General features: G+C 69.6%; 19 protein-coding genes and 2 tRNA genes. 18 read left to right on the forward strand and 3 right to left on the reverse strand.

The annotated features are described in order from the left end of the window. Positions 1–96 precede the first annotated feature (96 nt). From OG293_RS24440 to OG293_RS24470, 7 genes are all read left to right on the forward strand, one after another. Positions 97–2208, forward strand: coding sequence for a hypothetical protein (locus OG293_RS24440; protein WP_406000921.1), 2112 nt, complete (start codon positions 97–99; stop codon positions 2206–2208). A gap of 121 nt (positions 2209–2329) precedes the next feature. Further along, complete coding sequence (locus OG293_RS24445; RefSeq protein WP_406000922.1) at positions 2330–3532, forward strand: glycosyltransferase family 2 protein; 1203 nt, start codon at positions 2330–2332, stop codon at positions 3530–3532. Between the two features lie 229 nt (positions 3533–3761). Then, positions 3762–4889, forward strand: coding sequence for a glutamate 5-kinase (proB, locus tag OG293_RS24450; RefSeq protein ID WP_406000923.1), 1128 nt, complete (start codon positions 3762–3764; stop codon positions 4887–4889). A 132-nt stretch (positions 4890–5021) separates the two neighbouring features. Next, positions 5022–5540: a hypothetical protein gene (locus tag OG293_RS24455; RefSeq protein ID WP_406000924.1), complete on the forward strand. Its 519-nt coding sequence runs from the start codon at positions 5022–5024 to the stop codon at positions 5538–5540. Positions 5541–5616: 76 nt separating this feature from the next. Then, on the forward strand, positions 5617–6909 hold the full coding sequence (locus tag OG293_RS24460) for a glutamate-5-semialdehyde dehydrogenase (RefSeq protein ID WP_406000925.1): 1293 nt from the start codon (positions 5617–5619) through the stop codon (positions 6907–6909). A gap of 78 nt (positions 6910–6987) precedes the next feature. Further along, positions 6988–7596 carry a hypothetical protein gene (locus OG293_RS24465; RefSeq protein WP_406000926.1) on the forward strand — a complete coding sequence of 203 codons (609 nt, stop codon included), beginning with the start codon at positions 6988–6990 and terminating at the stop codon, positions 7594–7596. Positions 7597–7719: 123 nt separating this feature from the next. Next, positions 7720–8793, forward strand: a complete 1074-nt coding sequence (locus OG293_RS24470) for a hypothetical protein (protein ID WP_406000927.1) — start codon at positions 7720–7722, stop codon at positions 8791–8793. Here the strand turns inward: OG293_RS24470 and OG293_RS24475 are convergent. Beyond that, positions 8778–9893, reverse strand: coding sequence for a M48 family metallopeptidase (locus OG293_RS24475; RefSeq protein ID WP_406000928.1), 1116 nt, complete (start codon positions 9891–9893; stop codon positions 8778–8780). The two genes, OG293_RS24470 and OG293_RS24475, sit on opposite strands and share 16 nt — an antisense overlap. Before the next feature lie 120 nt (positions 9894–10013). Between OG293_RS24475 and OG293_RS24480 the strand changes: the two genes are divergently transcribed. From OG293_RS24480 to OG293_RS24525, 10 genes are all read left to right on the forward strand, one after another. Next, entirely contained in the window at positions 10014–10178 is a 165-nt protein-coding gene (locus OG293_RS24480) for a hypothetical protein (protein ID WP_406000929.1), read from the forward strand. Positions 10179–10282: 104 nt separating this feature from the next. Then, positions 10283–10444, forward strand: coding sequence for a hypothetical protein (locus tag OG293_RS24485; RefSeq protein ID WP_406000930.1), 162 nt, complete (start codon positions 10283–10285; stop codon positions 10442–10444). A 52-nt stretch (positions 10445–10496) separates the two neighbouring features. Beyond that, the gene (nadD, locus tag OG293_RS24490) at positions 10497–11120 is read left to right on the forward strand and encodes a nicotinate-nucleotide adenylyltransferase (protein WP_406000931.1); all 624 of its coding nucleotides are present in this window, start codon (positions 10497–10499) and stop codon (positions 11118–11120) included. A gap of 19 nt (positions 11121–11139) precedes the next feature. Next, a complete protein-coding gene (locus OG293_RS24495; protein ID WP_406000932.1) occupies positions 11140–12909 on the forward strand; it encodes an LCP family protein in 1770 nt (589 codons plus the stop codon). 119 nt (positions 12910–13028) lie between these two features. Beyond that, entirely contained in the window at positions 13029–13460 is a 432-nt protein-coding gene (gene rsfS, locus OG293_RS24500) for a ribosome silencing factor (protein ID WP_406000933.1), read from the forward strand. Next, positions 13457–14143 (forward strand): histidine phosphatase family protein, encoded by a 687-nt coding sequence (locus OG293_RS24505; RefSeq protein WP_406003698.1) that lies wholly within the window; start codon positions 13457–13459, stop codon positions 14141–14143. The genes rsfS and OG293_RS24505 overlap by 4 nt, the downstream gene beginning before the upstream one ends. Before the next feature lie 104 nt (positions 14144–14247). Beyond that, positions 14248–14320 (forward strand) — tRNA-Ala (locus OG293_RS24510). Between the two features lie 474 nt (positions 14321–14794). Continuing rightward, complete coding sequence (locus OG293_RS24515) at positions 14795–14962, forward strand: hypothetical protein (protein ID WP_406000934.1); 168 nt, start codon at positions 14795–14797, stop codon at positions 14960–14962. A 3-nt stretch (positions 14963–14965) separates the two neighbouring features. Continuing rightward, positions 14966–15199 (forward strand): hypothetical protein, encoded by a 234-nt coding sequence (locus OG293_RS24520; RefSeq protein WP_026277450.1) that lies wholly within the window; start codon positions 14966–14968, stop codon positions 15197–15199. A 138-nt stretch (positions 15200–15337) separates the two neighbouring features. Next, positions 15338–15410 (forward strand) — tRNA-Ala (locus OG293_RS24525). Positions 15411–15482: 72 nt separating this feature from the next. On the opposite strand, the gene OG293_RS24530 is transcribed toward OG293_RS24525, so the two are convergent. Both OG293_RS24530 and OG293_RS24535 read right to left on the reverse strand, forming a co-directional pair. After that, positions 15483–17081, reverse strand: coding sequence for a ferredoxin (locus OG293_RS24530; RefSeq protein ID WP_406000935.1), 1599 nt, complete (start codon positions 17079–17081; stop codon positions 15483–15485). After that, positions 17078–18592 carry a hypothetical protein gene (locus OG293_RS24535; protein WP_406003699.1) on the reverse strand — a complete coding sequence of 505 codons (1515 nt, stop codon included), beginning with the start codon at positions 18590–18592 and terminating at the stop codon, positions 17078–17080. The genes OG293_RS24530 and OG293_RS24535 overlap by 4 nt, the downstream gene beginning before the upstream one ends. 691 nt (positions 18593–19283) lie before the next feature. On the opposite strand from OG293_RS24535, the gene leuS reads away from it, so the two are divergent. Beyond that, complete coding sequence (leuS, locus tag OG293_RS24540) at positions 19284–22169, forward strand: leucine--tRNA ligase (RefSeq protein WP_406000936.1); 2886 nt, start codon at positions 19284–19286, stop codon at positions 22167–22169. The last annotated feature ends 122 nt before the right edge of the window (positions 22170–22291 follow it).

Here is a 22291-nt window from a genome sequence, read left to right on the forward strand (position 1 = left end):
AGCAAGCGAACACAGAGGCCCGAATTCGTGAAGTCTTTTCCTTTGTGATTGCATCTTTGTTGTGGTAAACCGGCACCCCCCTGGAGCAGGTTCTTCGTGATTTCGACCGCCATTCGCCGGGCCCGAGTGGGCAGCGGAGCCGAATTGGTTGCCGCAGTCCTTCTGGGACTGGGCTTTCCCTGTATGCTGATCACCGCTCTGATTCCCAGTTTCTGGGGATTTGTCGCGGCTGCCTCGGTGACGTATGTCGCCGACTGGTTTCTGCACCAGCGCGGCAGCTACCTCGTCAACCGGCTGAACAAGATCAAGTTCGGCCTGCCGATGCACTTCCTGGTGCGTCAGCTGCTTCTGGTGCTGCTGCTGTCCCGGCTGGACCTCGCCGAGCAGACCCTGTTCTACGTCGCGGTCGGCGGTTTCCTGCTCATCTTCGGTCTCCAGGCCCCGCACGGCGCCCTCGCCACGCTGATCCGTCTGCGCCGCACCATGCCGGTGGTGACACGCAACGTCGATCTGCACGGCCTGCGGATCCCCAACGCGCCTTCGAAGGCACTGCTGAACCGATCCTCCGAGAAGATGCTCCACCTGGACATCCCCGCGGTCGCGGGCGTGCTGGCCGCCACCCGGATGGACACCAACGTCCTCGCGTACGCCGGTATGGCGATCACCCTCGGCCTCGCCCTGCTCTACACCGCCGCTCTCTGCCTCTACATGCGCCCGAGCCGGCTCGTACCGAACGCCTCGAAGGTCCTCAAGGGCATCGACACCTGGCTGCGCGAGTACCGCCCGACCGTCGTCCTCTACTTCTCCGGCTCCAAGGAGTCGGCGTACCAGGTGAAGATGTGGGTCGAGACGATGGAGCAGCTGGACGCCCGTCCGCTGATCATCCTGCGTGAGCGCTACATCGTGCCCCAGCTCGGCGAGACCTCTGTGCCGGTCATCTGCGTCCCCGGCGGAGTGCACCTGATGAACATGGACCTGTCCACGGTCCGTGTCGCGCTGTACCCCGCCAACGTCGGCAAGAACATCCACATCCTGCGCGTGCCGACCATGAAGCATGTCTTCATCGGCCACGGCGACAGCGACAAGATCGCCAGCGTCAACCCCTTCAGCAAGGTCTACGACGAGGTGTGGACGGCAGGCCGTGCCGGACGCGACCGCTACGCGCTCGCCGACGTCGGTGTACGCGACGACGAGATCGTCGAGGTGGGCCGCCCCCAGCTGGCCCCCATCACGTCCTGGACCGGGACCCCGAAGAACCCGATCCCGACCGTCCTGTACGCCCCCACCTGGGAGGGCTGGGACGACAACCCGGGCAACACCTCGCTGCTGCTGGCCGGCGAGAACATCGTCAAGGGTCTGCTGAACGCCGAGCGCCCGGTCCGCGTGATCTACAAGCCGCACCCCTTCACCGGCACGCGCAGCGCCAAGGCGAAGGCGGTCCACACCCGTATCACCGCTTTGGTCGCCACGGCCGCGGCCGAGCGCGCCTCCGACCCGCGCTGGGCCCAGGAGGCCGCCGCCGCACAGGCCGGCCAGGAAACGGCGCGGGCGACGCTCGCCCGTGTCGACGCACGCCTGGCCGAGCTGTCCGAGCCCGGCAGGGCGGGCGGCGATGAGGCCGAAGTGTCACGGATCTCGCTCGCCGATCCCCAGCGGCTCGCGGAGATCAAGCGACTGCGGGCCGAGTGGAACGACGCCTACTGGCGCTCCTTCGGCTGGTGGGAGCACAAGACGGTGACCGGCCCCCGGCCGGGCCTGTACGACTGCTTCAACGAGGCGGACGGCATGGTGTCCGACATCTCCAGCGTGGTCTCGGACTTCATCGCGAGCGGCAAGCCGTACGCCGCCGCCGACGCGGCTGCCATGGGCGCCGAGGAGTTCAAGCGGCAGAACACCGCCGTGCGAGCCGCGGTCGTCCTCTCCAACAGCGCGGGGGAACTGGGCGAGCTGCTGGACGCCGTCGCCGATCCGGCGGCGGACAGACTGGCGGGCGCACGGCGCGAGCTGAAGCGGTATCTGCTCGGGCCCGACGAGTCCACCTCCATCGACCAGTTCAACGCCGCGATCGCCGCTGTGACCGCCCGAGCCGAGGCGCGCAACGCCGGCCCCGGCCAGCATGAGATCGAGGTCTCGGCGGAGGATGCGGCCGAGGACGCGGCGGCAGCCGAGGCCGAGTCCGCCGGCCTGGACTCCGCCGCCGCCCGCTGAGGCCCGGTGCCCGCCGACGACGACGGCCCGTGCCCCCTTCCGTGCTTCCGTACGGATGAGGGGCGCGGGCCGCTCCGTACCCCCGCGCCGGGTCGAGACGGCGCGGAGAGAGGATGCTGCCATGAACGCGAACGAGCCCGATGTCAGCGTGATCATCGGTGCCTATGACGCCATGCCCTATGTGGAGCGCTGCCTGGAGTCCGTCGAGGCACAGACCATCGGCGCCGCCCGGATGGAGATCGTCGCCGTCGACGACGGGTCGACCGACGGCACGGGGGAGTATCTGGAGAAGTTCGCGGCCAGGAGCAGGACCGGGACGCGCGTGGTGCGGCAGGCGAACTCCGGCGGGCCCGGCGGCCCGCGCAATCTCGGGCTCTCCCTCGCCCGGGGCCGCTATGTCTTCTTCCTCGACGCCGACGACCACCTGGGCGACGAGGCGCTGGAGCGGATGGTCGCGGTGGCCGACCGGGCGGGCACGGATGTGGTGCTCGGCAGAATGGAAGGCGTCAACCGGGGTGCTCCGCGGTCGATGTTCCGGGCGAACGCCGAGCGTACGGATGTCTTCTCCTCGGCCATCAAGTTCACGCTGAGCGCCCAGAAACTCTTCCGGCGCGAGCTGCTCGTCCGCCACGACCTGCGCTTCGACCAGGGCATGCGGCTCGGCGAGGACGCGCTGTTCACGATGGAGGCCTATCTGCGGGCCGACGGTGTCTCCGTGGTCGCCGACTACACCTGCTACTACCTCGTCGGCCGCGACGACGGAAAGCACGTCACCAAGGGCGTCGAACACGCGGCCATCATCGACGCGGCGCACGAGCTGATGAAGCTGATCGCCGACCATGTGCCGCCCGGCGACCGGCGTGACCTGCTGATGGTCAGGCCCTTTGTCACCTCGCTCCTTCCCCAGCTGGGCCCCATCGTGCTGAAGCAGCCGCAGGAGCGGGGGTGGGACAAACTGGCGCGGGTGGCCCCTCTGATGGACGCGTACTGGACCGAGGGCGTATCGCGCCGGCTCAGGGTCGGCGAGCGGCTGCGGCTCACCAGCGCCGCCGCGGGGCGCTTCGACCTGCTGACGGAGGTGCTGGCCTTCGAGCGGGCGGGACGGGTTCCCGAGGTGGTGGAGCGGGACGGCCGGAGGTATCTCGCTTATCCGCGCTTCGGGGAGGGAGAGGAAGGTTTCCCCGACGCGGTCTACGAGGTGAGAGCCGCCGAGGAGGTCGGCGGGGAGCAGATCGGACCGCTGCGTGCGCGCCGCGCTCCCGGTTCTCGCGGGCGCGCCTCCTTCGTGCGGCGCGCGCTGCGTCGCCTGAGGCTCAGGGGCTGACGGACAGGCACGGCCGGTGCCGGGCGCCGACGCAACCCCGACCTGGGGTCTTTCGTTTGGATCCAGCCCGGCAAGAGCCAAACGAGAAGCCTGGTTCATATCCCGGTCAACTCGTCACTTCTCGGGCGCTGTTGTGGTGGGACGACAGCAGGAGCGGCGCGGCGGGCCGGCTGTCCAGCGAGTGATATGCCCGCGCGGCCACGGCGGGCACTGACATAGATTCGGGTCTGTGACAGTGGCAAGACAGCAGGTAACGCAAGCCCGCAGGATCGTCGTCAAGGTCGGCTCGTCCTCGTTGACCACCGCATCCGGCGGGCTCGACGCCGACCGCGTCGACGCCCTCGTCGATGTGCTCGCCAAAGTCCGCAGCGGCGGTGAGAAGGAGATAGTGCTGGTCTCCTCCGGGGCCATCGCCGCGGGACTCGCCCCGCTGGGCCTGGCCCGCCGCCCCAAGGACCTGGCCCGCCAGCAGGCTGCCGCCAGCGTCGGCCAGGGCCTGCTGGTCGCCCGCTACACCGCCTCCTTCGCGCGCTACGGCGTGCGGGTCGGCCAGGTGCTCCTCACCACCGACGACACCAGCCGCCGCGCCCACTACCGCAACGCCTACCGGACCTTGGACCAGCTGCTCGCCATGGGCGCGGTCCCGGTCGTCAACGAGAACGACACCGTGGCGACGGACGAGATCCGCTTCGGTGACAACGACCGTCTCGCCGCCCTCGTCGCCCATCTCGTACGGGCCGACCTGCTGGTCCTCCTCTCCGACGTCGACGGCCTGTACGACGGGGACCCGGCGAGGCCCGGCAGCTCGCGGATCGACGAGGTGCGCGGCCCGGCCGATATCGCACATGTGCAGATCGGCAGCGCGGGCAAGGCGGGAGTCGGCACCGGCGGCATGGTCACCAAGGTCGAGGCCGCCAGGATCGCGGCGGCCGCGGGCGTTCCTGTCGTCCTCACCTCCGCCGTCCGCGCCGCCGACGCCCTCGCGGGCCGCGCCACCGGCACGTACTTCCACAGCACCGGACGCCGCTCCGCGGACCGGCTTCTGTGGCTCGCCCACGCCTCGACACCGCAGGGTGCGCTCGTCCTGGACGACGGCGCGGTCAACGCCGTCGTGCAGGGCAGGAAGTCGCTTCTGCCCGCCGGTATCGCCGCGGTCGAGGGCGACTTCAGCGCGGGCGACCCGGTCGAGCTGCGCGATGCCCAGGGCCGCGCCGTGGCCCGTGGGCTCGTCAACTTCGACGCCAAGGAGATCCCTCAGCTGCTCGGCCGCTCCACCCACGAGCTGGCGGCGGAACTCGGCCCGGCCTACGAGCGTGAGGTCGTACACAGGGACGATCTGGTCGTCCTCACGCCCTGAATCGGCTGAAACACAGGTCTTCTGGCAGAGACCTTCAGCAAAAGCGCCCCACGTCCCGTCCCGGACTGGTCAACTTTGTTGCGGGGGAATGGCGGGGTACAGCCACACGACACATGCAACAGGAGGCCGCCGGTGAGACGAGCGCGCCCCGGGGATGTGCCCCGAGGGTCGGGGGGCATCCCCCACGCCCGGAGGGCTGTGGGCGAGGAAAGAGCCCTGACCAGTGTCGGAGCGGGTGCCGACTACCAGGACCGCGCGGCGGGCCAGGAATCGGGATCGGAGACGGACACCCACGCCGAGGAGCGTGTGCAGTCGAAGCTGTGGCACATCACGCTGAGCGTCTCCGGCGCCGAAGCCCCGCTGAAGGAGGTCCGGCGCGGCCTCGAACAGCTCGCGCACGACCATCCCTTCCTGCTGACCAGCCGGTACGCCAACGACCATGCGGAGATCCGCTACTGGGAGGAGGCGCGCGACCTGCACGACGCCGCCGCCGTCGCGCTGCGCCTGTGGGGCGAGCACCGCTCCAGCGCCAGGCTTCCTCCGTGGGAGATCGTGGGCCTGGAGGTCATCGACCGCCAGACGTACCACCAGCGCATCGCGGAGGGGTACGGCCCGCCGCCGGCCGCGCCGGTGGGTGTGCACCCCTTCTGAGGCTTCCGTCTCGCAATGCGGAATATGCGGAATACGTGATGGACGCCCGCGGGGACCGGCGCAGTACCCTGCGGGCATGACGACGTCCTCGCCGCTTTCGCCGTACGACAACCTCTCCCCGGTCGCCCGCGCCGCCTACCGTGCCCGTGGCGCAGCCGCCGACCTGGCACCGCTGCCGCGCTCGGAGAAGGACGACGCGCTGCTGGCGATCGCGGACGCCCTGGAGGTCCGTACGAGCGAGATCGTCTCGGCCAACGCCGAGGACATCGCGCGCGCCCGGGAGGCCGGCACCAGCGAGTCGGTCGTCGACCGGCTGACCCTCACCCCGGAGCGGGTGCGGGCCATCGCCGCCGACGTCCGGCATGTGGCGGCCCTGCCCGACCCGGTGGGCGAGGTGGTGCGCGGCTCGACCCTGCCGAACGGCATCGACCTGCGCCAGGTGCGCGTCCCCCTCGGCGTCGTCGGCATCATCTACGAGGCCCGCCCGAACGTCACCGTGGACGCCGCCGCCCTCTGCCTGAAGTCCGGCAACGCGGTACTGCTGCGCGGCTCCTCCTCCGCGTACGCCTCCAACAGCGCGCTCGTGAAGGTGCTGCGGGACGCGGTCGGCGGCTCCGGACTGCCGGCCGACGCGATTCAGCTGGTGCCCGGCGAGAACCGCGACTCCGTACGGGAGCTGATGCGCGCCCGCGGCCTGGTGGACGTCCTCATCCCGCGCGGCGGCGCCTCCCTGATCCGTACGGTCGTCGAGGAGTCCACGGTCCCCGTCATCGAGACCGGCACCGGCAACTGCCATGTCTACGTGGACGCGAACACCGACATCGACATGGCCGTCGACATCCTCATCAACTCCAAGGCACAGCGGCCGAGCGTCTGCAATGCAGCGGAGACGCTCCTGGTCCACCAGGACATCGCGGCCGACTTCCTGCCGCGCGCCCTGGACGCCCTGGCCGAGGCCGGAGTGAGGGTGCACGGCGACGAGCGGGTGCAGGAGTACGCCGACGTCACCAAGGCCACGGTCGTCCCCGCCACGGCCGAGGACTGGGAGACCGAGTACCTGTCGTACGACATCGCCGCCGCCGTGGTCGACTCGCTGGACGCGGCCGTCGGCCACATCCGGCTCTGGTCCTCAGGGCACACCGAGGCGATCGTCACCACCTCGCAGGCAGCCGCCCGCCGGTTCACCCAACTGGTGGACTCCACGACGGTCGCCGTGAACGCGTCCACCCGCTTCACGGACGGTGGCCAGTTCGGATTCGGCGCCGAGATCGGCATCTCCACACAGAAGCTCCACGCCCGAGGCCCGATGGGCCTCCCGGAGCTGACCTCGACGAAGTACATCGTGACAGGAGATGGTCACACTCGGTGAGTGTCTGTCGCGTCACCCGGGTGGGGAGACTTCGGACTCTCTCTGCCCAAACCCATCGCCCAGGTCTACTCTGAAAGCGTGCCGGACGACGTGGGGGGCAGGCCGTTTCCGGACGGCTGGGAGCCCGACGACGACCGCGGGGGCGCGGACGAGGACTTCGCCTCCGTGGTATTCGACGAGGACTTCGTACGGGCCGCCGAGATTCATGAGCCGAGCGCCGTCGAGCGGCTTCTGGCTGCCGCCCAGGCCCGCGCCGAGGCCGAGGCCGCTCGTGCGGGATCCCGCGGCGGAGCTCCCGACGAGGAGCTCTACGACGACGGCTACGGCGGGGAGTACGCCCGGGGACGGGCATACGGCGACGACGACGGTCCCGACTTCGACGACGAGTACACCGGTCCGTACGGGCGGCACGGCGGCGTCCTGCGCCCCTACCGCGGCAGCGCCCGCTGGCACCGGCCCGTGGCCTGGATCCTCGCCCTGGTGATGGGCATCGGGATGGTCGCCCTCGCTTTCACCGCCGTCTACCGCGGGGCCGCGGGCAACCGCCAGGACCAGGTGCCGCCTCCCGCCACGACCGGCGTCGACGCCACCCCCACCGGCGGCCCTGCCGTCGACCGGGTGGGCGGGCCCTCCGCCTCCGCGGAGTACTCCGCGCCTCCGGTTTCGGCTGATCCGCGCACGCCGTGATCCCCGGACGGCAAGCCCCTGATCAGGGCCTGTGCGAGCTCTTGAAAGACTCCGTGAGAACTCGTCAGACATTGTCGCGCACCAGCGCGTTTATCGGGGGCTTGACGGACCTACCCTGAAGGTATGGCTGGGCGCGGAGACCCGCCTGAGGGGACACCCGAGGGACTCCCCGGCGGTGGTGAGGACGAGTACCGATCCGTCGTCTTCGACGAATCGTTTGTACGGGCTGCGCGGCTGCAGGAATTCTCCGCGCAGGAACGGATGGGCGAGCACGCGCGCGCTGTGCGCAGCCTCCCCGCCTGGAGCCACCGAACCGGATCGAAGCAGATCCTCGTGCTTGTCCTGCTGGTCGCGATGGCCTTCGGAACCGCGATCTATCTCGGCGTCCGCCATCCCTACACGGCGCCGGTGCTCACGTCGGCCGAGCAGCTGCGGATCACCCTCATTCCCCTCGCACCCCAGGGCCCCGTCCCCGGCGGCACTCCCGCCGACCTCTATGCGCACAGCCCCGCCGCGAACTTCCGTATCGGAGCCTCGGGCATCAATCTGCCCGGCGCCCGGCGCACCAAGAACTTCTCGGAGAGCCAGGTCATGACGGCCCTGACCACGGCGAAGGACTACCTCGTCAGGTCTTCCCTCGACCCCGTCGTCCTCACCGGCGGCTCGGTGCGCCCCGTGCGGGTGCTGCTCGATCCCGATCAGCTGGAGCAGTTCGACCGGAGCATGTCGGTCCCGGCAGCCGACGGCCGCCATGCCGCCACCGGGTGGCTGGTCCGCTTCGACCCGGCGAAGGTGGCGCTGGCCGATCCCGGCGTAAGGGTCCAGGGCACGCTGCGCTTCGCCGAGGTGGGGCCCGACGCCCTGGAGGTGACGTCGGACCACACCTTCGCCTATGCGCTGCGCCCGGTGGGAGTGAGCGGCCCCGGAGCCGAGGCCTCACTGTTCACCGTCCGCCGTGAGCTGCACTTCCGCTTCGACCGCGAAGATCTCCACCAGCACCGCGCGGAACTCCGGGCCAGCTACGTCCAGGCCGGACCGCAGGCCTGCTCGGCGGACGCGACCGGCGCCCTGCGCCCCCTGCTCGCCGGCGAGCGGGCGAGTGCGGGCTTCCCGGCAGGCACCGACCCGTACGCGACGGGCCAGGCCACCGCCGCCCTCTGCGGCGCGCTCGCGCCGTCCGCTCAGCCCTCGCCCTGAGCGCTCCCGGATCCGCCCTCTGCGGCCGGCCCGCTGCCGTTGCCGTTCGTCCCGCCCGAGCCCGCGCCGCCGCCCGGTCCCGCGCCGGTGAACTTGTCCCGCAGCTTGCCGCCGAGGTCGCCCGCGCCGCCGGCTATGTCGCCTACCAGCTTCATCAACGGGTCCTTGCTGGTGCGCACCGTCTCGGCGTAGTGCGAGGCGGACTCGCGGAAGGAGTCGGACACCGAGGCGTCCTTGTCCTCCGCGCGCCGTGGGTAGTGACCGTCCATGATCCGCTGGTAGTCGCGGCTCGCGGCCCACTTCTTCAGCTCGGCCGCACGGACCGCGGTGAACGGGTGCGAGCGGGGAAGCACATTGAGGATCTTCAGCACCGAGTCGCGCAGGTCGCCGCCCGCCTCGTACTCCTCGGCCTGCTCCAGGAACGCGTCGACGTTCATCTCGTGCAGATGGTTGCCACCGGCAATCTTCATCAGCCCACGCATCGAGGCATGCAGGTCCTGGCCGACCAGCAGTCCGGCGCGGTCCGCCGAGAGCTCCGACTTGCGGAACCACTCACGCAGTGCCGTGACGATCGCCATGATCGCGACATTGCCGAGCGGGATCCACGCGACCTTCACAGCGAGGTTGGTGAGGAAGAGCAGGATCGTGCGGTAGACGGAGTGGCCGGAGAGCGCGTGGCCCACCTCGTGGCCGACGACCGCACGCATCTCCTCCTCGTCGAGCAGTTCCACCAGACCGGTGGTGACCACGATGATCGGCTCGTCGAGACCGATGCACATCGCATTGGGCCGCGGGTCCTGCGTGACATACATCGCGGGGACCTTCTCCAGGTCCAGGATGTAGCAGGCGTCCCTCAGCATGGTGTTGAGGTGGGCGAACTGAGCGTCGCTCACACGCACGGAGTCGGAGAGGAAGAGTAGTCGCAGACTGCGCTCCGGCAGCAGTCCGCTCAACGCCTTGAAGACAGTGTCGAAGCCGCTGAGCTTGCGCAGAGCGACCAGCGCCGAGCGGTCCGCGGGATGTTCGTACGCCCGAGAGGAGATACCGGCGAAGCGCTTGCGCTGCCTGCTCGGCACGTTCTCGTGACTGCTTTCGGTCATTCAAGCCCCCTGTTGCCCCTGAGTGGTGCGAATTCCGGCTCGTCCCCCTGACGGACCCCAGCGTAGGTGCTGGGGCTACGGTGTGACGGGGGCTGTGGATAACTGAGGAGTACACCCGACATGCCGGACACCGCCGCACTGCTCGCCGCCGCATCCGAGCAGCAGGGACCGGGCAGCACGCTGCGCATCCTGCTGATCACATCGATCGTCGGAGCGGCGCTGCTCGCCTGGTTTTTGCTGCGCGGCTACCGGGGGAACGGCGCCGACGACGGTGACAACGACTGAGTCGGCGTGAGCGTGCCCGGGCGGCCCGCATACGATGTGCGCGAAGTCTCTCCGCTCCGTCCGATTCCCGAGCTCCGACTCCCGATCGATAGGTCCTGCTGAAGATGAGCCTCGCCAGCACCGCCGCCAACCTGGTCACTCTCGCCGAGGGCGCTGAGCACGGTGGCAACCACGAAAGCCTCAGCCCGTACCTCACTGGTGGCGGTGCCTTCGCCGCGCTGCTCCTGCTGCTGTGGATCACCACGCGCTTCAACCGCGACCGCTGAGTTCGCGACCGCCGACAGGCGCCGTTCCGGCGTGCCAGTAGGCTCTGCACGCATGGGAGAGCAGGAAGTGCCTACAGGTTCCGGTTCCGGCAAGCGCCGAATCGGTGTGATGGGTGGGACGTTCGACCCGATCCACCACGGACACCTGGTGGCCGCCAGTGAGGTGGCCGCCCTGTTCCACCTCGACGAGGTGGTGTTCGTGCCGACCGGGCAGCCGTGGCAGAAGTCCCACAAGACGGTGTCCGCTGCCGAGGACCGCTACCTCATGACGGTCATCGCCACGGCGTCGAACCCGCAGTTCTCGGTGAGCCGTATCGACCTCGACCGCAGCGGGCCGACGTACACGATCGACACGCTGCGGGACTTGCGTTCCATCCATACGAACGCGGATCTTTTCTTCATCACCGGAGCCGACGCACTGTCGCAGATCCTCAGCTGGCGCAACGCCGAAGAGCTTTTCTCGCTTGCCCACTTCATCGGTGTGACCCGGCCGGGGCACGATCTGACCGACGACGGGCTGCCCGAGGGCGGTGTCTCCCTGGTGGAGATTCCCGCGCTGGCGATCTCGTCGACCGACTGCCGGGCCAGGGTCGCGTCGGGCGATCCGGTCTGGTACCTGGTTCCGGACGGTGTGGTGCGCTACATCGACAAGCGCCAGCTGTACCGCGGCGAGTGAGCCACGGAGAGGGGCACCGGTGAACGACCAGCAGAACCCGTACGACCCGTACTACCAGCAGCCGCAGATCATCGGCTACGACGAGTACGGGCAGCCGGTCTATCAGCAGCCCCAGCAGTACGATCCCTACGCGCAGCACCAGTCGCAGCACCCTCAGCAACAGCAACAGCAACAGCAGGAGCCCGGCCAGGGACAGGGATACGGCTACGACCCGTACGCCCAGCAGCAGACGCAGTACGACCAGGCCCAGCAGTACGACCAGGCCCATCGGTACGACGGGTCGCAGCAGCAGTACGACCCTTACGGCCAGAGCCAGTCCCAGCACAGTCAGGGCTACGGCTACGAGGGCTACGGCTACGACACCGGTCAGCAGTCCGCCGCCGTCGGCACCACCGGCCAGTGGACCATTCCGCAGCAGCACCCGGCCCCGAACGAGCCGCCCGCGCGGACGCCCGAGCCCGAGCAGGGGCCGGGCGCCGACCAGGCCGCCGTGCCGGGGCAGCGCCGCCCCGCCGCCGATCGTGACGACCGCGCCGAGCAGTTCTCGTTCATCGAAGAGCCGGACGAGGACTCCGAAGACGTCATCGACTGGCTGAACTTCACCGAGTCCCGCTCGGAACGGCGCGAGGAGGCCAAGCGCCGCAGCCGCAACCGCGTCGTCGCGCTCGTCATGGTGCTCGCTCTCGCCGTCGTCGGCGGAGTCGGCTACCTCTGGTACGCGGGCAAGGTCCCCGGCCTCTCGGACACCGACAAGAAGAACACCACGGCCGCCGGACCGCAGAAGCGGGACGTGATCGTGGTACATCTGCACAACACCAAGAAGAAGGGCACTTCCACCGCCCTCCTCGTCGACAACTCCACCACCCGGCAGGGCACCACCGTTCTGCTGCCCAACTCGCTCTCCGTCGCCAACGACGACGGCACCGCGACCACCCTCGGCAAGTCCGTCGAGGACGACGGCTCGACGGGCACTCGGGAGGCGATCGGCACCCTGCTCGGCGCCAAGATCACCGGCACCTGGCGGCTCGACACCCCGTACCTGGAGAACCTGGTCGAACTGGTCGGCACCATCGACCTGACCACCGACACCGAGGTGCCCGGCGCCAAGAAGGGCGAGGCGCCGCTGGTGAAGAAGGGCGAGAACCAGACGCTGAACGGGCGCTCGGCCGTCGCGTACGCCACCTACCTCGGGCCCGCAGAGGCCGAGGCGAAGCAGCTCCAGCGCTTCGGTCAGGTCATGCAGGCCGTCCTCAAGAAGTTCCCGGACGACCCCAAGTCGGCGACCGTCACCGTGGAGACCCTTGCGCAGATCCTCGACCCGTCGCTGCGCGAGAGCGACCTGGGAGCCTCCCTCGCCAAGCTCGCCGAGCACGCGAAGGGCGGCGACTACAAGACGGCACTGCTTCCGGTCCAGCAGGACGGCACGCTCACCGAGCAGGCCGCCGACAGCGTCGTCAAGGACATCCTGGGCGGCTCGGTCACCCCGCCCGACAAGGACGCGGCCGTCCGCGTGGGGATCAAGAACGGCACCGGGAACGCAGGCGCCACGGAGAAGGCCAGGATCGATCTGGTCAACGGCGGCTACGCGGTGCTCGACGGCGGCAAGGCGGACACCCGGTCCACCTCGCAGGTCACCTACGGCAACGAGGCGCAGAGGGCCAAGGCGGTGGAGGTCGCCAAGACCCTGGGGCTGCCGGTAAGCGTGGTGAAGAAGGGCGTGGCCGCTGCCAACGCCGATGTCTCGGTCGTCCTCGGCAAGGACTACAAGGTCAAGGACGGCGGCGCGTGACGGCGACCGGCGGCGGCCTGCGGACGGCGCGGATGATCAAGCTTCGTTAATCGCGGCGAGGGCTGTCGGCGGTCCGTGAGACCCTTGAGGGGTACCTGACCGCCGACGAAAGCCTGCTTGTGACCGCCACGGATCGCTCCATCGAGCTCGTCAGCACCGCCGCACAGGCGGCTGCCGACCGGCTCGCGCACGACATCATCGCCTACGACGTCAGCGACGTGCTGTCGATCACCGACGCCTTCCTGCTCGCCTCCGCGCCCAACGACCGCCAGGTCAAGTCGATCGTCGACGAGATCGAGGAGCGGCTGAACAAGGAGCTCGGCGCCAAGCCCGTGCGCCGCGAGGGCGACCGGGACGCCCGTTGGATCCTGCTCGACTACGTCGACATCGTCGTGCACGTCCAGCACAGCGAAGAGCGTGTCTTCTACGCCCTTGAGCGGCTCTGGAAGGACTGCCCCGAGCTGCCCCTCCCCGAGGACGCGCTGAAGACCCGCGGCAAGGCCGAGGAGCACGCCCGGCTCACCGGTGACCCGGACGGTGAGCTGAGCTGAGCGGGACGGACACGAGAACGCACGGCGCGGCGGACGCGGGCAGGCGCAGGACGGGCCGCCGCGTCGTCCTGTGGCGGCACGGCCAGACCGCGTGGAACCTGGAGCGGCGCTTCCAGGGGTCCACGGACATCGCCCTGACAGAGGACGGCGTCGCCCAAGCGCGCCGGGCCGCGCGGCTCCTCGCCTCCCTGCGGCCGGATGTGATCGTCGCCTCCGACCTCAAGAGGGCGGCGGCCACGGCGGCCGAGCTGGCCCAGATCACCGGGCTCGACGTCTCGCACGACTCCGCCCTGCGCGAGACCTACGCGGGTGCCTGGCAGGGGCTGACCCACGAGGAGATCGTCGAGCGGCACGGAGAGCAGTACTCAGCCTGGAAGCGCGGCGAGCCCGTGCGCCGGGGCGGCGGTGAACTGGAGACAGAGGTCGCCGACCGGGCCGCTCCCGTGGTGCTGCACCATGCCGAGAAGCTTCCCGAGGAAGGCACTCTCGTCGTCGTCAGCCACGGCGGCACCATCCGTACCACCATCGGCCGGCTGCTCGGTCTGGAGTCCCACCACTGGGAGAGCCTCGGCGGCCTCTCCAACTGCTGCTGGTCGGTGCTCGGCGAGGGCGCGCGTGGCTGGCGGCTCCTTGAGCACAACGCCGGCACACTGCCGGAACCGGTTCTCGGCGACGACGACTGATCCGGCCCGGGCCCGTATCCGGGCCCGTACCTCCGGATTTCACTTTCCGGCAGGTCGCAGGCTAAAGTTCTTCTTGTTCGCAGCGCGGAGCGCGAAGAACACACGGGGCTATAGCTCAGTTGGTAGAGCGCCTGCATGGCATGCAGGAGGTCAGGAGTTCAATTCTCCTTAGCTCCACAATCCGGATCCCGTCCTCGTCAGAGGGCGGGATTTCGCGTTCCCCCGTGCCCGGCTACGCGCACTGTCGCGCAGTTCACATCCTCCATCGTGCTGGACCTCGGCCCTGCAACTCCGCGCCGGGCTCGTCGAGTTCGGTACGGGTCCGGCCTCGCCGCCGCCGCTGTGCGGCCCCTCGCCGGGTCGCCGGCGCCGGGTGGGGGCCAGGTGCGACCCGCCTTCTCCTGGGCCCGTCCGGGGGCCTCCACGGCGTTCTCCGGTGTCTTTCACGCGGCCTCCCGCCGAATTTCTCCCGAGTCGGGCCTGCCTGGTGACAAGGAGAGGCGCTGTGAGTGTGCGCCCGGTCACCCGCAGCCGCTTCGATCTTGGGTGCGGAGGCCGGGCTGGTGCGCAATCGTCGCTGACGCCCTTGCGTGGCCATGGCAGAATCGGACGGCCGGAGGGGACACCGGCCAGGACGGGAGGGAGAGCACGATGTCCGCCAGCAGGAGCGAGGAGGCCGATGAGGACCTGCTTGCCGCGGCGGAGGCGCGAGCTCTTCTCAACTGCCCTTCCTGCGGATCGGCGTATGTGGCCCAAGTCCTCGGCGACAATGGCGGAGTGTCCTACGTGTGCACGGCCTGCGGCCATAGCTGGAGCTGAATGATGGGTGCACACAGGCGTAAATGCGACTGGTGCGGCAGTGGTACGCCCATCGTCCGGGACATGGACCCGGTCAATCCCGAGTACCAGTACTGGTGTGAGGAGTGCGCGCGGGCGCTGATCATAAAAGGCGACCCCATCGAGACGTACAGAGAGCTGGAAGGGGAGCCGATCTATGGCCGGCTTCTCGATGAGCACTGCACTCTGAAGCGGTTCTACTCCTTCGCCACTGCTTGATCGTCGACGGCGCAATGCCCCGTCTTGTCCGTCATGTCAGAGCGGGCCGGAAACGATTTGGTGGTGCACCGGGGGGAGCGTGTAATGTTGTCGACGTCGCCGAGCGGGGGAAGCTTCACGCCGAACGGCACATCGCACGGGGCTATAGCTCAGTTGGTAGAGCGCCTGCATGGCATGCAGGAGGTCAGGAGTTCAATTCTCCTTAGCTCCACAGAAGCAGTACAGAGCGGTAAGCATGAAGAAGCGGGTCACCCGGATCGGGTGGCCCGCTTCTTCATGTCCGTCAACCCCGGCCGCTGCCAAGGGCCTTGCGGTTGCTGCTGGGCAGCTCCCGACGGCCCGATGGTGCCGGGCCGCCCCGCTCGGACGGCATCTGCTCGATACGCATCGCCAGTGCGGGACAGCGGCGCACCGCGCGCTGTGCGGCTCCCTGCAGGTGCATTGGGACGACCGCGTCGGCCACCGACGGGAAGCCGTCGGGGTTCAGCCTGATCAACTCCGGGATGATGTCGGCGCAGAGCCCGTGGCCCTGGCAGAGCGTCCAGTCGATGAAGACCTTCTCACCGCTGGGAATCGACTCTTCGGCCTCCTCGTAACCGGGCAGCGGGAGCGGCAGCACGCCGGTCGTCTCGCGTCCGCAACCGCCGTGGAGCACATGGGCGGCGAGGTCGTCCGTGAAGGCGGACAGGGTCGAGGCGAAGAAGCGCGCCGAGCCGTCGGGGTGCTTGCACGCGCCACGGCCCTTGACGGCCTGTGTGACCTCCCTCAGGGCCTCCAGGGCGGCAGGGCCACCGCCGTTCATCACGTCCGACAGACCGCCCGCAGCGGCCGGCAGACCCAGCTTGCAGGGGCCGCACTGACCCGCGGTCTCCGCGGCGAGCCAGTTGGCCACCCGCAGCGCCTCGCCCAGGGGGCAGGTCTCGGGGCCGATCGGGAGGATTGCTCCCGCGCCCAGTGCGCCGCCCACGGCCGCCAGGGACGCTTTGGACACCACGGACTCGTGGACGGCGGCGGAGTCGATCCAGTTGCCGTGGTAGCCGCCGGTGAGCACGCCCTGGGGAAGCGGCGGGGCGCCCGCGAGCTGCAGTACGTACCGCAGCGGCACCCCCGTGGGGACCTCGACCACCATGGGGCGCGCCACGGCTCCGGAGATGGTCAGCATGACCGTGCCCGGCTCGCTGTCCAGGCCGGTGTGGTTGTAGCGGCGGGAGCCGATGCGGGCGCCGACGGCGAGCTGCGCGAACGTCTCCGCGTTGGACAGCAGGGTCGGGGCTCCGCCGACACCCGTTTCGGAGGCGCGCTCACGGCGGCCGGGGGGCAGGGCGGGGCCGCCGTTGACGGCGCGGATGACGGAGGAGGCCTCCCCGGAGACCATGCGCTCCGGGGTGCGCACCACCCGCGCGCGCAGCTGCTGCCCGCGCCGGTCGGACAGTCCGCGCTCGGCCAGTGCGGCGCGCATGGAGACCTCGGTGGAGTTGCGCGTGACCGCGACGACCAGAGTGCGCGCGCCGAGCGCTTCGGCGGCCAGCAGGGCGCCGTCGAGGATCAGATGGGGAGCGCGGTTGAGCAGAACGGTGTCCTTGCGGCAGGCGGGCTCGCCCTCACTGCCGTTGACGACGACGACGGGCCGCACCCCGCGCCGGATGGCTGACTTCGCGACAGCGCGGAGCTTCTTCCCGAAGGGGAATCCCGCGCCGCCGCGGCCCGTCAGGGATATCTCTTCGGCGAGCTGGGCGAGCCGCTCGCCGGTCACGGGTTCAAGAGGGCCGTGCACCTTGAGATGCATGGGGAGATCGAGTCGCTCGACAAGGTCGAACCCCTGCGTCAGCTGAGGAAGGCCGACGACTCGTACCTCGGGGACATCAGGAAGGGGGGCGTTCACGGTCGGTCTCCTGCGGGCGCATTCCAGGGCTCCCCTGCCGGGGGCGGAAAGAGTCCGGGCATCTGCGCTGTTTCGTCGTACGCCTCGGGGGTGCCGGGGGCGTACGGGGAGGGATTTGCTTCGTACGGGGGAGCGGGGTCGTAAGCGGACGGGGCGGCGTACGAGGAGGAAGTCCCGTAAGGGGAGAGGGAGTCGTACGAGGACATGGGGTTGTAGGTGGACGTGGGCTCGTACGGGGGGGCGTCGTACGAGGGGGCGGGCTCGTACGCGGGGGCGTCGTACGAGGGGGCGGGCTCATACGCGGGGGCGCCGTACGAGGGGGCGGGCTCGTACGCGGGGGCGCCGTACGAGGGAGCAGGCTCGTACGCGGGGGCGTCGTACGAGGGAGCAGGCGCAGCGTATGCCGCAGGAGGCTCGAAGGCCGGGGGGGCGGGGAGCTCGGTCGGCTCGGGCCGGATGGCCTGCGCGGGCGGCGGGGGCGACGGCGTGGGCCACTGGCGCGGCGGCGGACCCGATTCCGAAACGACGGGTATCTCTTCGGTCATCGGAATGCGTTCGGCCAGCGGGGCCGCCGGGTCGGCGCCGAGAGAGACGGCGCGGTACGCGGCGGAGATGCCCGTGCCGGTGCTGGGACCGGTGCCCGCGCTGCTGCCGGTGAGCGGCTCGCGCTCCGGGGGCGGCGGGGCCTCGTAGAGCTGGGGCGAGGGGGCCGCGAGCCTCGGGGTCTGCGCGCGCGCCTGGCGGAGGGGGGACTCGCGCTGGAACTCCGCCTCGTACTGGCGCTGGGAGGGGATGCCGTTCATGCCGTTGAGTCCGGCCGGAGCCGTCACACCGCTCGTGCCGGGGAGGGGGGAGGCGTTCAGGTCGCGCCGTGCGTTGTCCGGCGCCGTAGACCTGTCGGCAGCCGACCCGATCACCGAGATGACCTTGTTGGCGATGCGCCGTTGCATCGTGCGCGGCAGCATCCGCAGTGCTACGGCTCCTGCGACGCCGGCGAGTGCCACGCAGTACATCGCGACCACCCAAGTCGCCGCGGGCCGACCGGTGTACAGGCCGTGGACCAGGGCGAAGCACCAGGCCGGGTAGGCCAGCATGTGCAGCGGACGCCAGCGGCCCGCCACGCGGACGTTGGCCGCGAGAGCGCTGCGCAGGGCACCGGTCGTGCCGGCGACCACCATGAGGAAGCCGGCCAGCGAGCCGAATCCGATCAGGGCGGATGTACCCGTGATGCCGAGCCCGAACGGGACAAGGGCGCCGATCAGTTCCACGTGCCCCAGTGACACCTTCACAGTGGCGTGCAGCAGCAGGAAGCCGAGTGAGGCGACCGCGGTGGTCCGGTGGATGGCCTGTGCGAGCAGGCGGTGGCGGGTGGAGAGCAGTAGCCGGTCCGTGGCGAGCAGACCCCATGCCACGGAAGCGGTCAAGGACAACAGGGACAAAACCCCGGTGGTGAAGTCGAGTGCGGCGCGAAAGCTGTCGCTGCCGGTGACGGCGAGCAGGGGTATGAGCACCAACGCCGCCGCGGTCAGGCCGCCTTGGACGGGGCGGCTGAGCCCGGGGCTCGGCGCTGGCGATGAACGGCTCTTGCGAGAAGGCTTCATGGGGCGACTCCGAATGGTGCGGGAAATGCGGTCCCGTTGACGCATGCTAAGTCGACCCATACTGAGTGGTTCGAGATTTGAGCGTTTAGAGAGCGGAACCACAGTGAACTGACTCTGAGGTTGCCCCGTATAGGGGTGATACGCGGAGTAACTTGCTCCCCTTGAGTCCTGTCCGCGGTCCCGTCGGGCGCTCCTTCGGGCGGTGCGCCGGGGATCGGCGCGGGGCGCGCGCCGGGAGCGTGTGAGGGGGGTGCGCGGTGCGCCAGGTGATTCGGGCGTGGGTTCGGCGCGAGTTCGGCGTAGGTTCGGTAGGACTTCGGTGTGGGAAGTGTGGATGCGTGGGCCGCCTTCCCTATGGATCTTGACTCTCGGGTAGTGCCGCCCCTCCAGGGCTCCTCGAGGCCGATGCCATGCGGCGGGTTCGCTCCCTGCGGTACCCTGGCGCCATGCGTGCCGTACGCCTTCTGCTTAGCGAGCCGCGCTGATCAGTCCCGACGGATGAAAGATCCGGTCGGAATCGGCGCGGCGTCCCCTCCTGTGCGAGGGGTTTTTTCGTTTTGGAATCCGCTGGCAGAGACGAATCGATGGAGCTTCAAAGATCATGAGCGAGACGAATTCCTCCCCCGCAGCCTTCAGCGCGGGAGGTGCGCCCATCGATATGGGCGCGGCGCACCGCTACACGGCTGCCATGGCCGCCGAGATCGAGGCACGCTGGCAGGACGTCTGGGAGGCGGAGGGCACGTATGAGGCGCCCAACCCGACCGGCGACCTGGCGGGGAACCCGGCCCTCGCTGCCAAGCCCAAGAAGTTCGTCATGGACATGTTCCCGTACCCCTCGGGCGCGGGTCTGCACGTCGGCCACCCGCTGGGCTACATCGCCACCGACGTCTTCGCCCGTCACCAGCGCATGACCGGGCACAACGTCCTGCACACCCTGGGCTTCGACGCCTTCGGCCTGCCCGCCGAGCAGCACGCGGTCGCCACCGGCACGCACCCCCGGGTGTCGACCGAAGCCGCCATGGAGAACATGAAGCGGCAGCTGCGCCGGCTGGGCCTGGGCCACGACCAGCGCCGGTCGGTCGCGACGATCGACCCCGAGTACTACAAGTGGACCCAGTGGATCTTCCTGCAGATCTTCAACTCCTGGTACGACGAGGACGCGCAGAAGGCCCGCCCGATCGACGAGCTGGTGGCGCGGTTCGAGAGCGGTGAGCGCGCCGTGCCCGGCTCCACGCGCGCGTGGAGCGAGCTGAGCGCCAAGGAGCGTGCCGACGTGCTGGGCGGCTACCGGCTGGCATACGCCTCCGACGCGCCCGTCAACTGGTGCCCGGGACTGGGCACCGTGCTGGCGAACGAGGAAGTCACCGCCGACGGGCGCTCCGAGCGAGGCAACTTCCCCGTCTTCAAGTCCAAGCTGCGCCAGTGGAACATGCGCATCACGGCCTACGCCGACCGTCTGCTGGACGACCTGGACGGGCTGGACTGGCCCGAGGCGATCAAGCTGCAGCAGCGCAACTGGATCGGCCGCAGCGAGGGCGCGCGCGTCCTCTTCTCCGTCGACGGCCGCGACGACGCGCAGATCACCGTCTTCACCACGCGCCCCGACACCCTGTTCGGCGCCACATACATGGTCCTGGCGCCCGAGCACGGCCTGATCGACTCCATCGTCCCGGCCGAGTGGCCCGAGGACGTCAAGGAGGCATGGACGGGCGGCGCGGCCACTCCCGCCGAGGCGGTCGCCGCCTACCGCAAGCATGCCCAGACCAAGAGCGATGTCGAGCGGCAGACCGAGCACAAGGACAAGACCGGCGTCTTCACCGGCGCCTACGCCCTGAACCCGGTCACCGGGGGACGCATCCCGGTCTTCGTCGCCGACTATGTGCTGATGGGCTACGGCACCGGCGCGATCATGGCCGTCCCCGGCCAGGACGAGCGTGACTGGGAGTTCGCCGAGGCCTTCGAGCTGCCCATCATCCGTACCGTCCGGCCGCCGGACGGCTGGGAGGGCGAGGCGTTCACCGGCCAGGGACCCGCGATCAACTCCGCCAACGACGACATCTCCCTGAACGGGCTGGATGTCGCCGAGGCCAAGGCGAGGATCACCGAGTGGCTGACCGCACGCGGAATCGGTGAGGGCACGGTCAACTTCCGTCTGCGTGACTGGCTGTTCAGCCGGCAGCGCTACTGGGGCGAGCCCTTCCCGATCGTCTACGACGAGGACGGCATCGCGCACGCGCTGCCCCCGTCGATGCTGCCGCTGGAGCTGCCTGAGGTCGACGACTACTCCCCCCGCACGTTCGATCCCAACGACGCGGACACCACGCCCGAGACGCCCCTGTCGCGAAACGAGGAATGGGTCGACGTCGAGCTGGACCTGGGTGACGGCGTCAAGCGCTACCGCCGCGAGACCAACACCATGCCCAACTGGGCCGGTTCGTGCTGGTACGAGCTGCGCTACCTGGACCCGCACAACAGCGAGAAGCTGGTCGACCCGGCCATCGAGCAGTACTGGATGGGTCCGCGCGAGGGCCTGCCGCACGGCGGTGTCGACCTGTACGTCGGCGGCGCGGAGCACGCCGTGCTGCACCTGCTGTACGCGCGGTTCTGGTCCAAGGTGCTGTTCGACCTGGGGCATGTTTCGTCGGTCGAGCCGTTCCACAAGCTGTACAACCAGGGCATGATCCAGGCCTACGTCTACCGGGACGAGCGGGGCTTCCCGGTGGCGGCGGCCGAGGTCGAGGAGCGCGAGGGGAAGTTCTCCTTCGAGGGCGAACCCGTCAAGCGTGAGCTGGGCAAGATGGGCAAGTCCCTGAAGAACGCCGTCACTCCGGACGAGATCTGTGCCGAGTACGGCGCGGACACGCTGCGTCTGTACGAGATGGCCATGGGTCCTCTGGATGTCTCGCGGCCGTGGGACACCCGGGCCGTCGTCGGCCAGTACCGCCTGCTGCAGCGGCTGTGGCGCAACGTGGTGGACGAGGCGACCGGCGAGGTCACCGTCGTCGACTCCGAGGCCGACGAGGCGACGCTGCGTGCGCTGCACAAGGCGATCGACGGAGCAGGCCAGGACATGGCGGCGCTGCGTTTCAACACCGCCATCGCCAAGATCACCGAGCTGAACAACCATCTGACCAAGGTGGGCGGCCCGCTGTCGCGGAGCGTGGCGGAGCGGCTGGTGCTGCTGATCGCCCCGCTGGCCCCGCACATCGCCGAGGAGCTGTGGCACAAGCTGGGGCACGGCGACTCGGTCGTGCACCAGGACTTCCCGGTCGCCGACCCCGCCTATGTCGTGGACGAGTCCGTGACCTGCGTGGTGCAGGTCAAGGGCAAGGTGAAGGCACGGCTGGAGGTCTCCCCGTCCATCTCGGACGAGGAGCTGGAGGCGCTGGCACTGAGTGACGCTGCGGTCGTCGCTGCGCTGGGCGGTGCGGGCATCCGCAAGGTCATCGTGCGCGCGCCCAAGCTGGTCAACATCGTCCCGGCGTAGGGCGGCCTTTCTTTTCGATTGGATCAGGCCGGATCGGCGGAGGAGGGAGGCATGGCGGAACCATGCCTCCCTCCTCCGACAGCGCGGCACCGGTGCATGCGAGCCCGCAAGATCCGAAGGGC

It is taken from the genome of Streptomyces sp. NBC_00829, assembly GCF_045161795.1.
GTDB lineage: Bacteria > Actinomycetota > Actinomycetes > Streptomycetales > Streptomycetaceae > Streptomyces.

Bases quoted from the DNA above. Each gene is read 5' to 3' on its own strand.
- OG293_RS24445 (WP_406000922.1), top strand. From the start codon at position 2,330: ATGAACGCGAACGAGCCCGATGTCAGCGTGATCATCGGTGCCTATGAC.
- OG293_RS24460 (WP_406000925.1), top strand. From the start codon at position 5,617: ATGACGACGTCCTCGCCGCTTTCGCCGTACGACAACCTCTCCCCGGTC.
- OG293_RS24470 (WP_406000927.1), top strand. From the start codon at position 7,720: ATGGCTGGGCGCGGAGACCCGCCTGAGGGGACACCCGAGGGACTCCCC.
- OG293_RS24475 (WP_406000928.1), bottom strand. From the start codon at position 9,893: ATGACCGAAAGCAGTCACGAGAACGTGCCGAGCAGGCAGCGCAAGCGC.
- OG293_RS24480 (WP_406000929.1), top strand. From the start codon at position 10,014: ATGCCGGACACCGCCGCACTGCTCGCCGCCGCATCCGAGCAGCAGGGA.
- OG293_RS24485 (WP_406000930.1), top strand. From the start codon at position 10,283: ATGAGCCTCGCCAGCACCGCCGCCAACCTGGTCACTCTCGCCGAGGGC.
- nadD (WP_406000931.1), top strand. From the start codon at position 10,497: ATGGGAGAGCAGGAAGTGCCTACAGGTTCCGGTTCCGGCAAGCGCCGA.
- OG293_RS24515 (WP_406000934.1), top strand. From the start codon at position 14,795: ATGTCCGCCAGCAGGAGCGAGGAGGCCGATGAGGACCTGCTTGCCGCG.
- OG293_RS24520 (WP_026277450.1), top strand. From the start codon at position 14,966: ATGGGTGCACACAGGCGTAAATGCGACTGGTGCGGCAGTGGTACGCCC.
- leuS (WP_406000936.1), top strand. From the start codon at position 19,284: ATGAGCGAGACGAATTCCTCCCCCGCAGCCTTCAGCGCGGGAGGTGCG.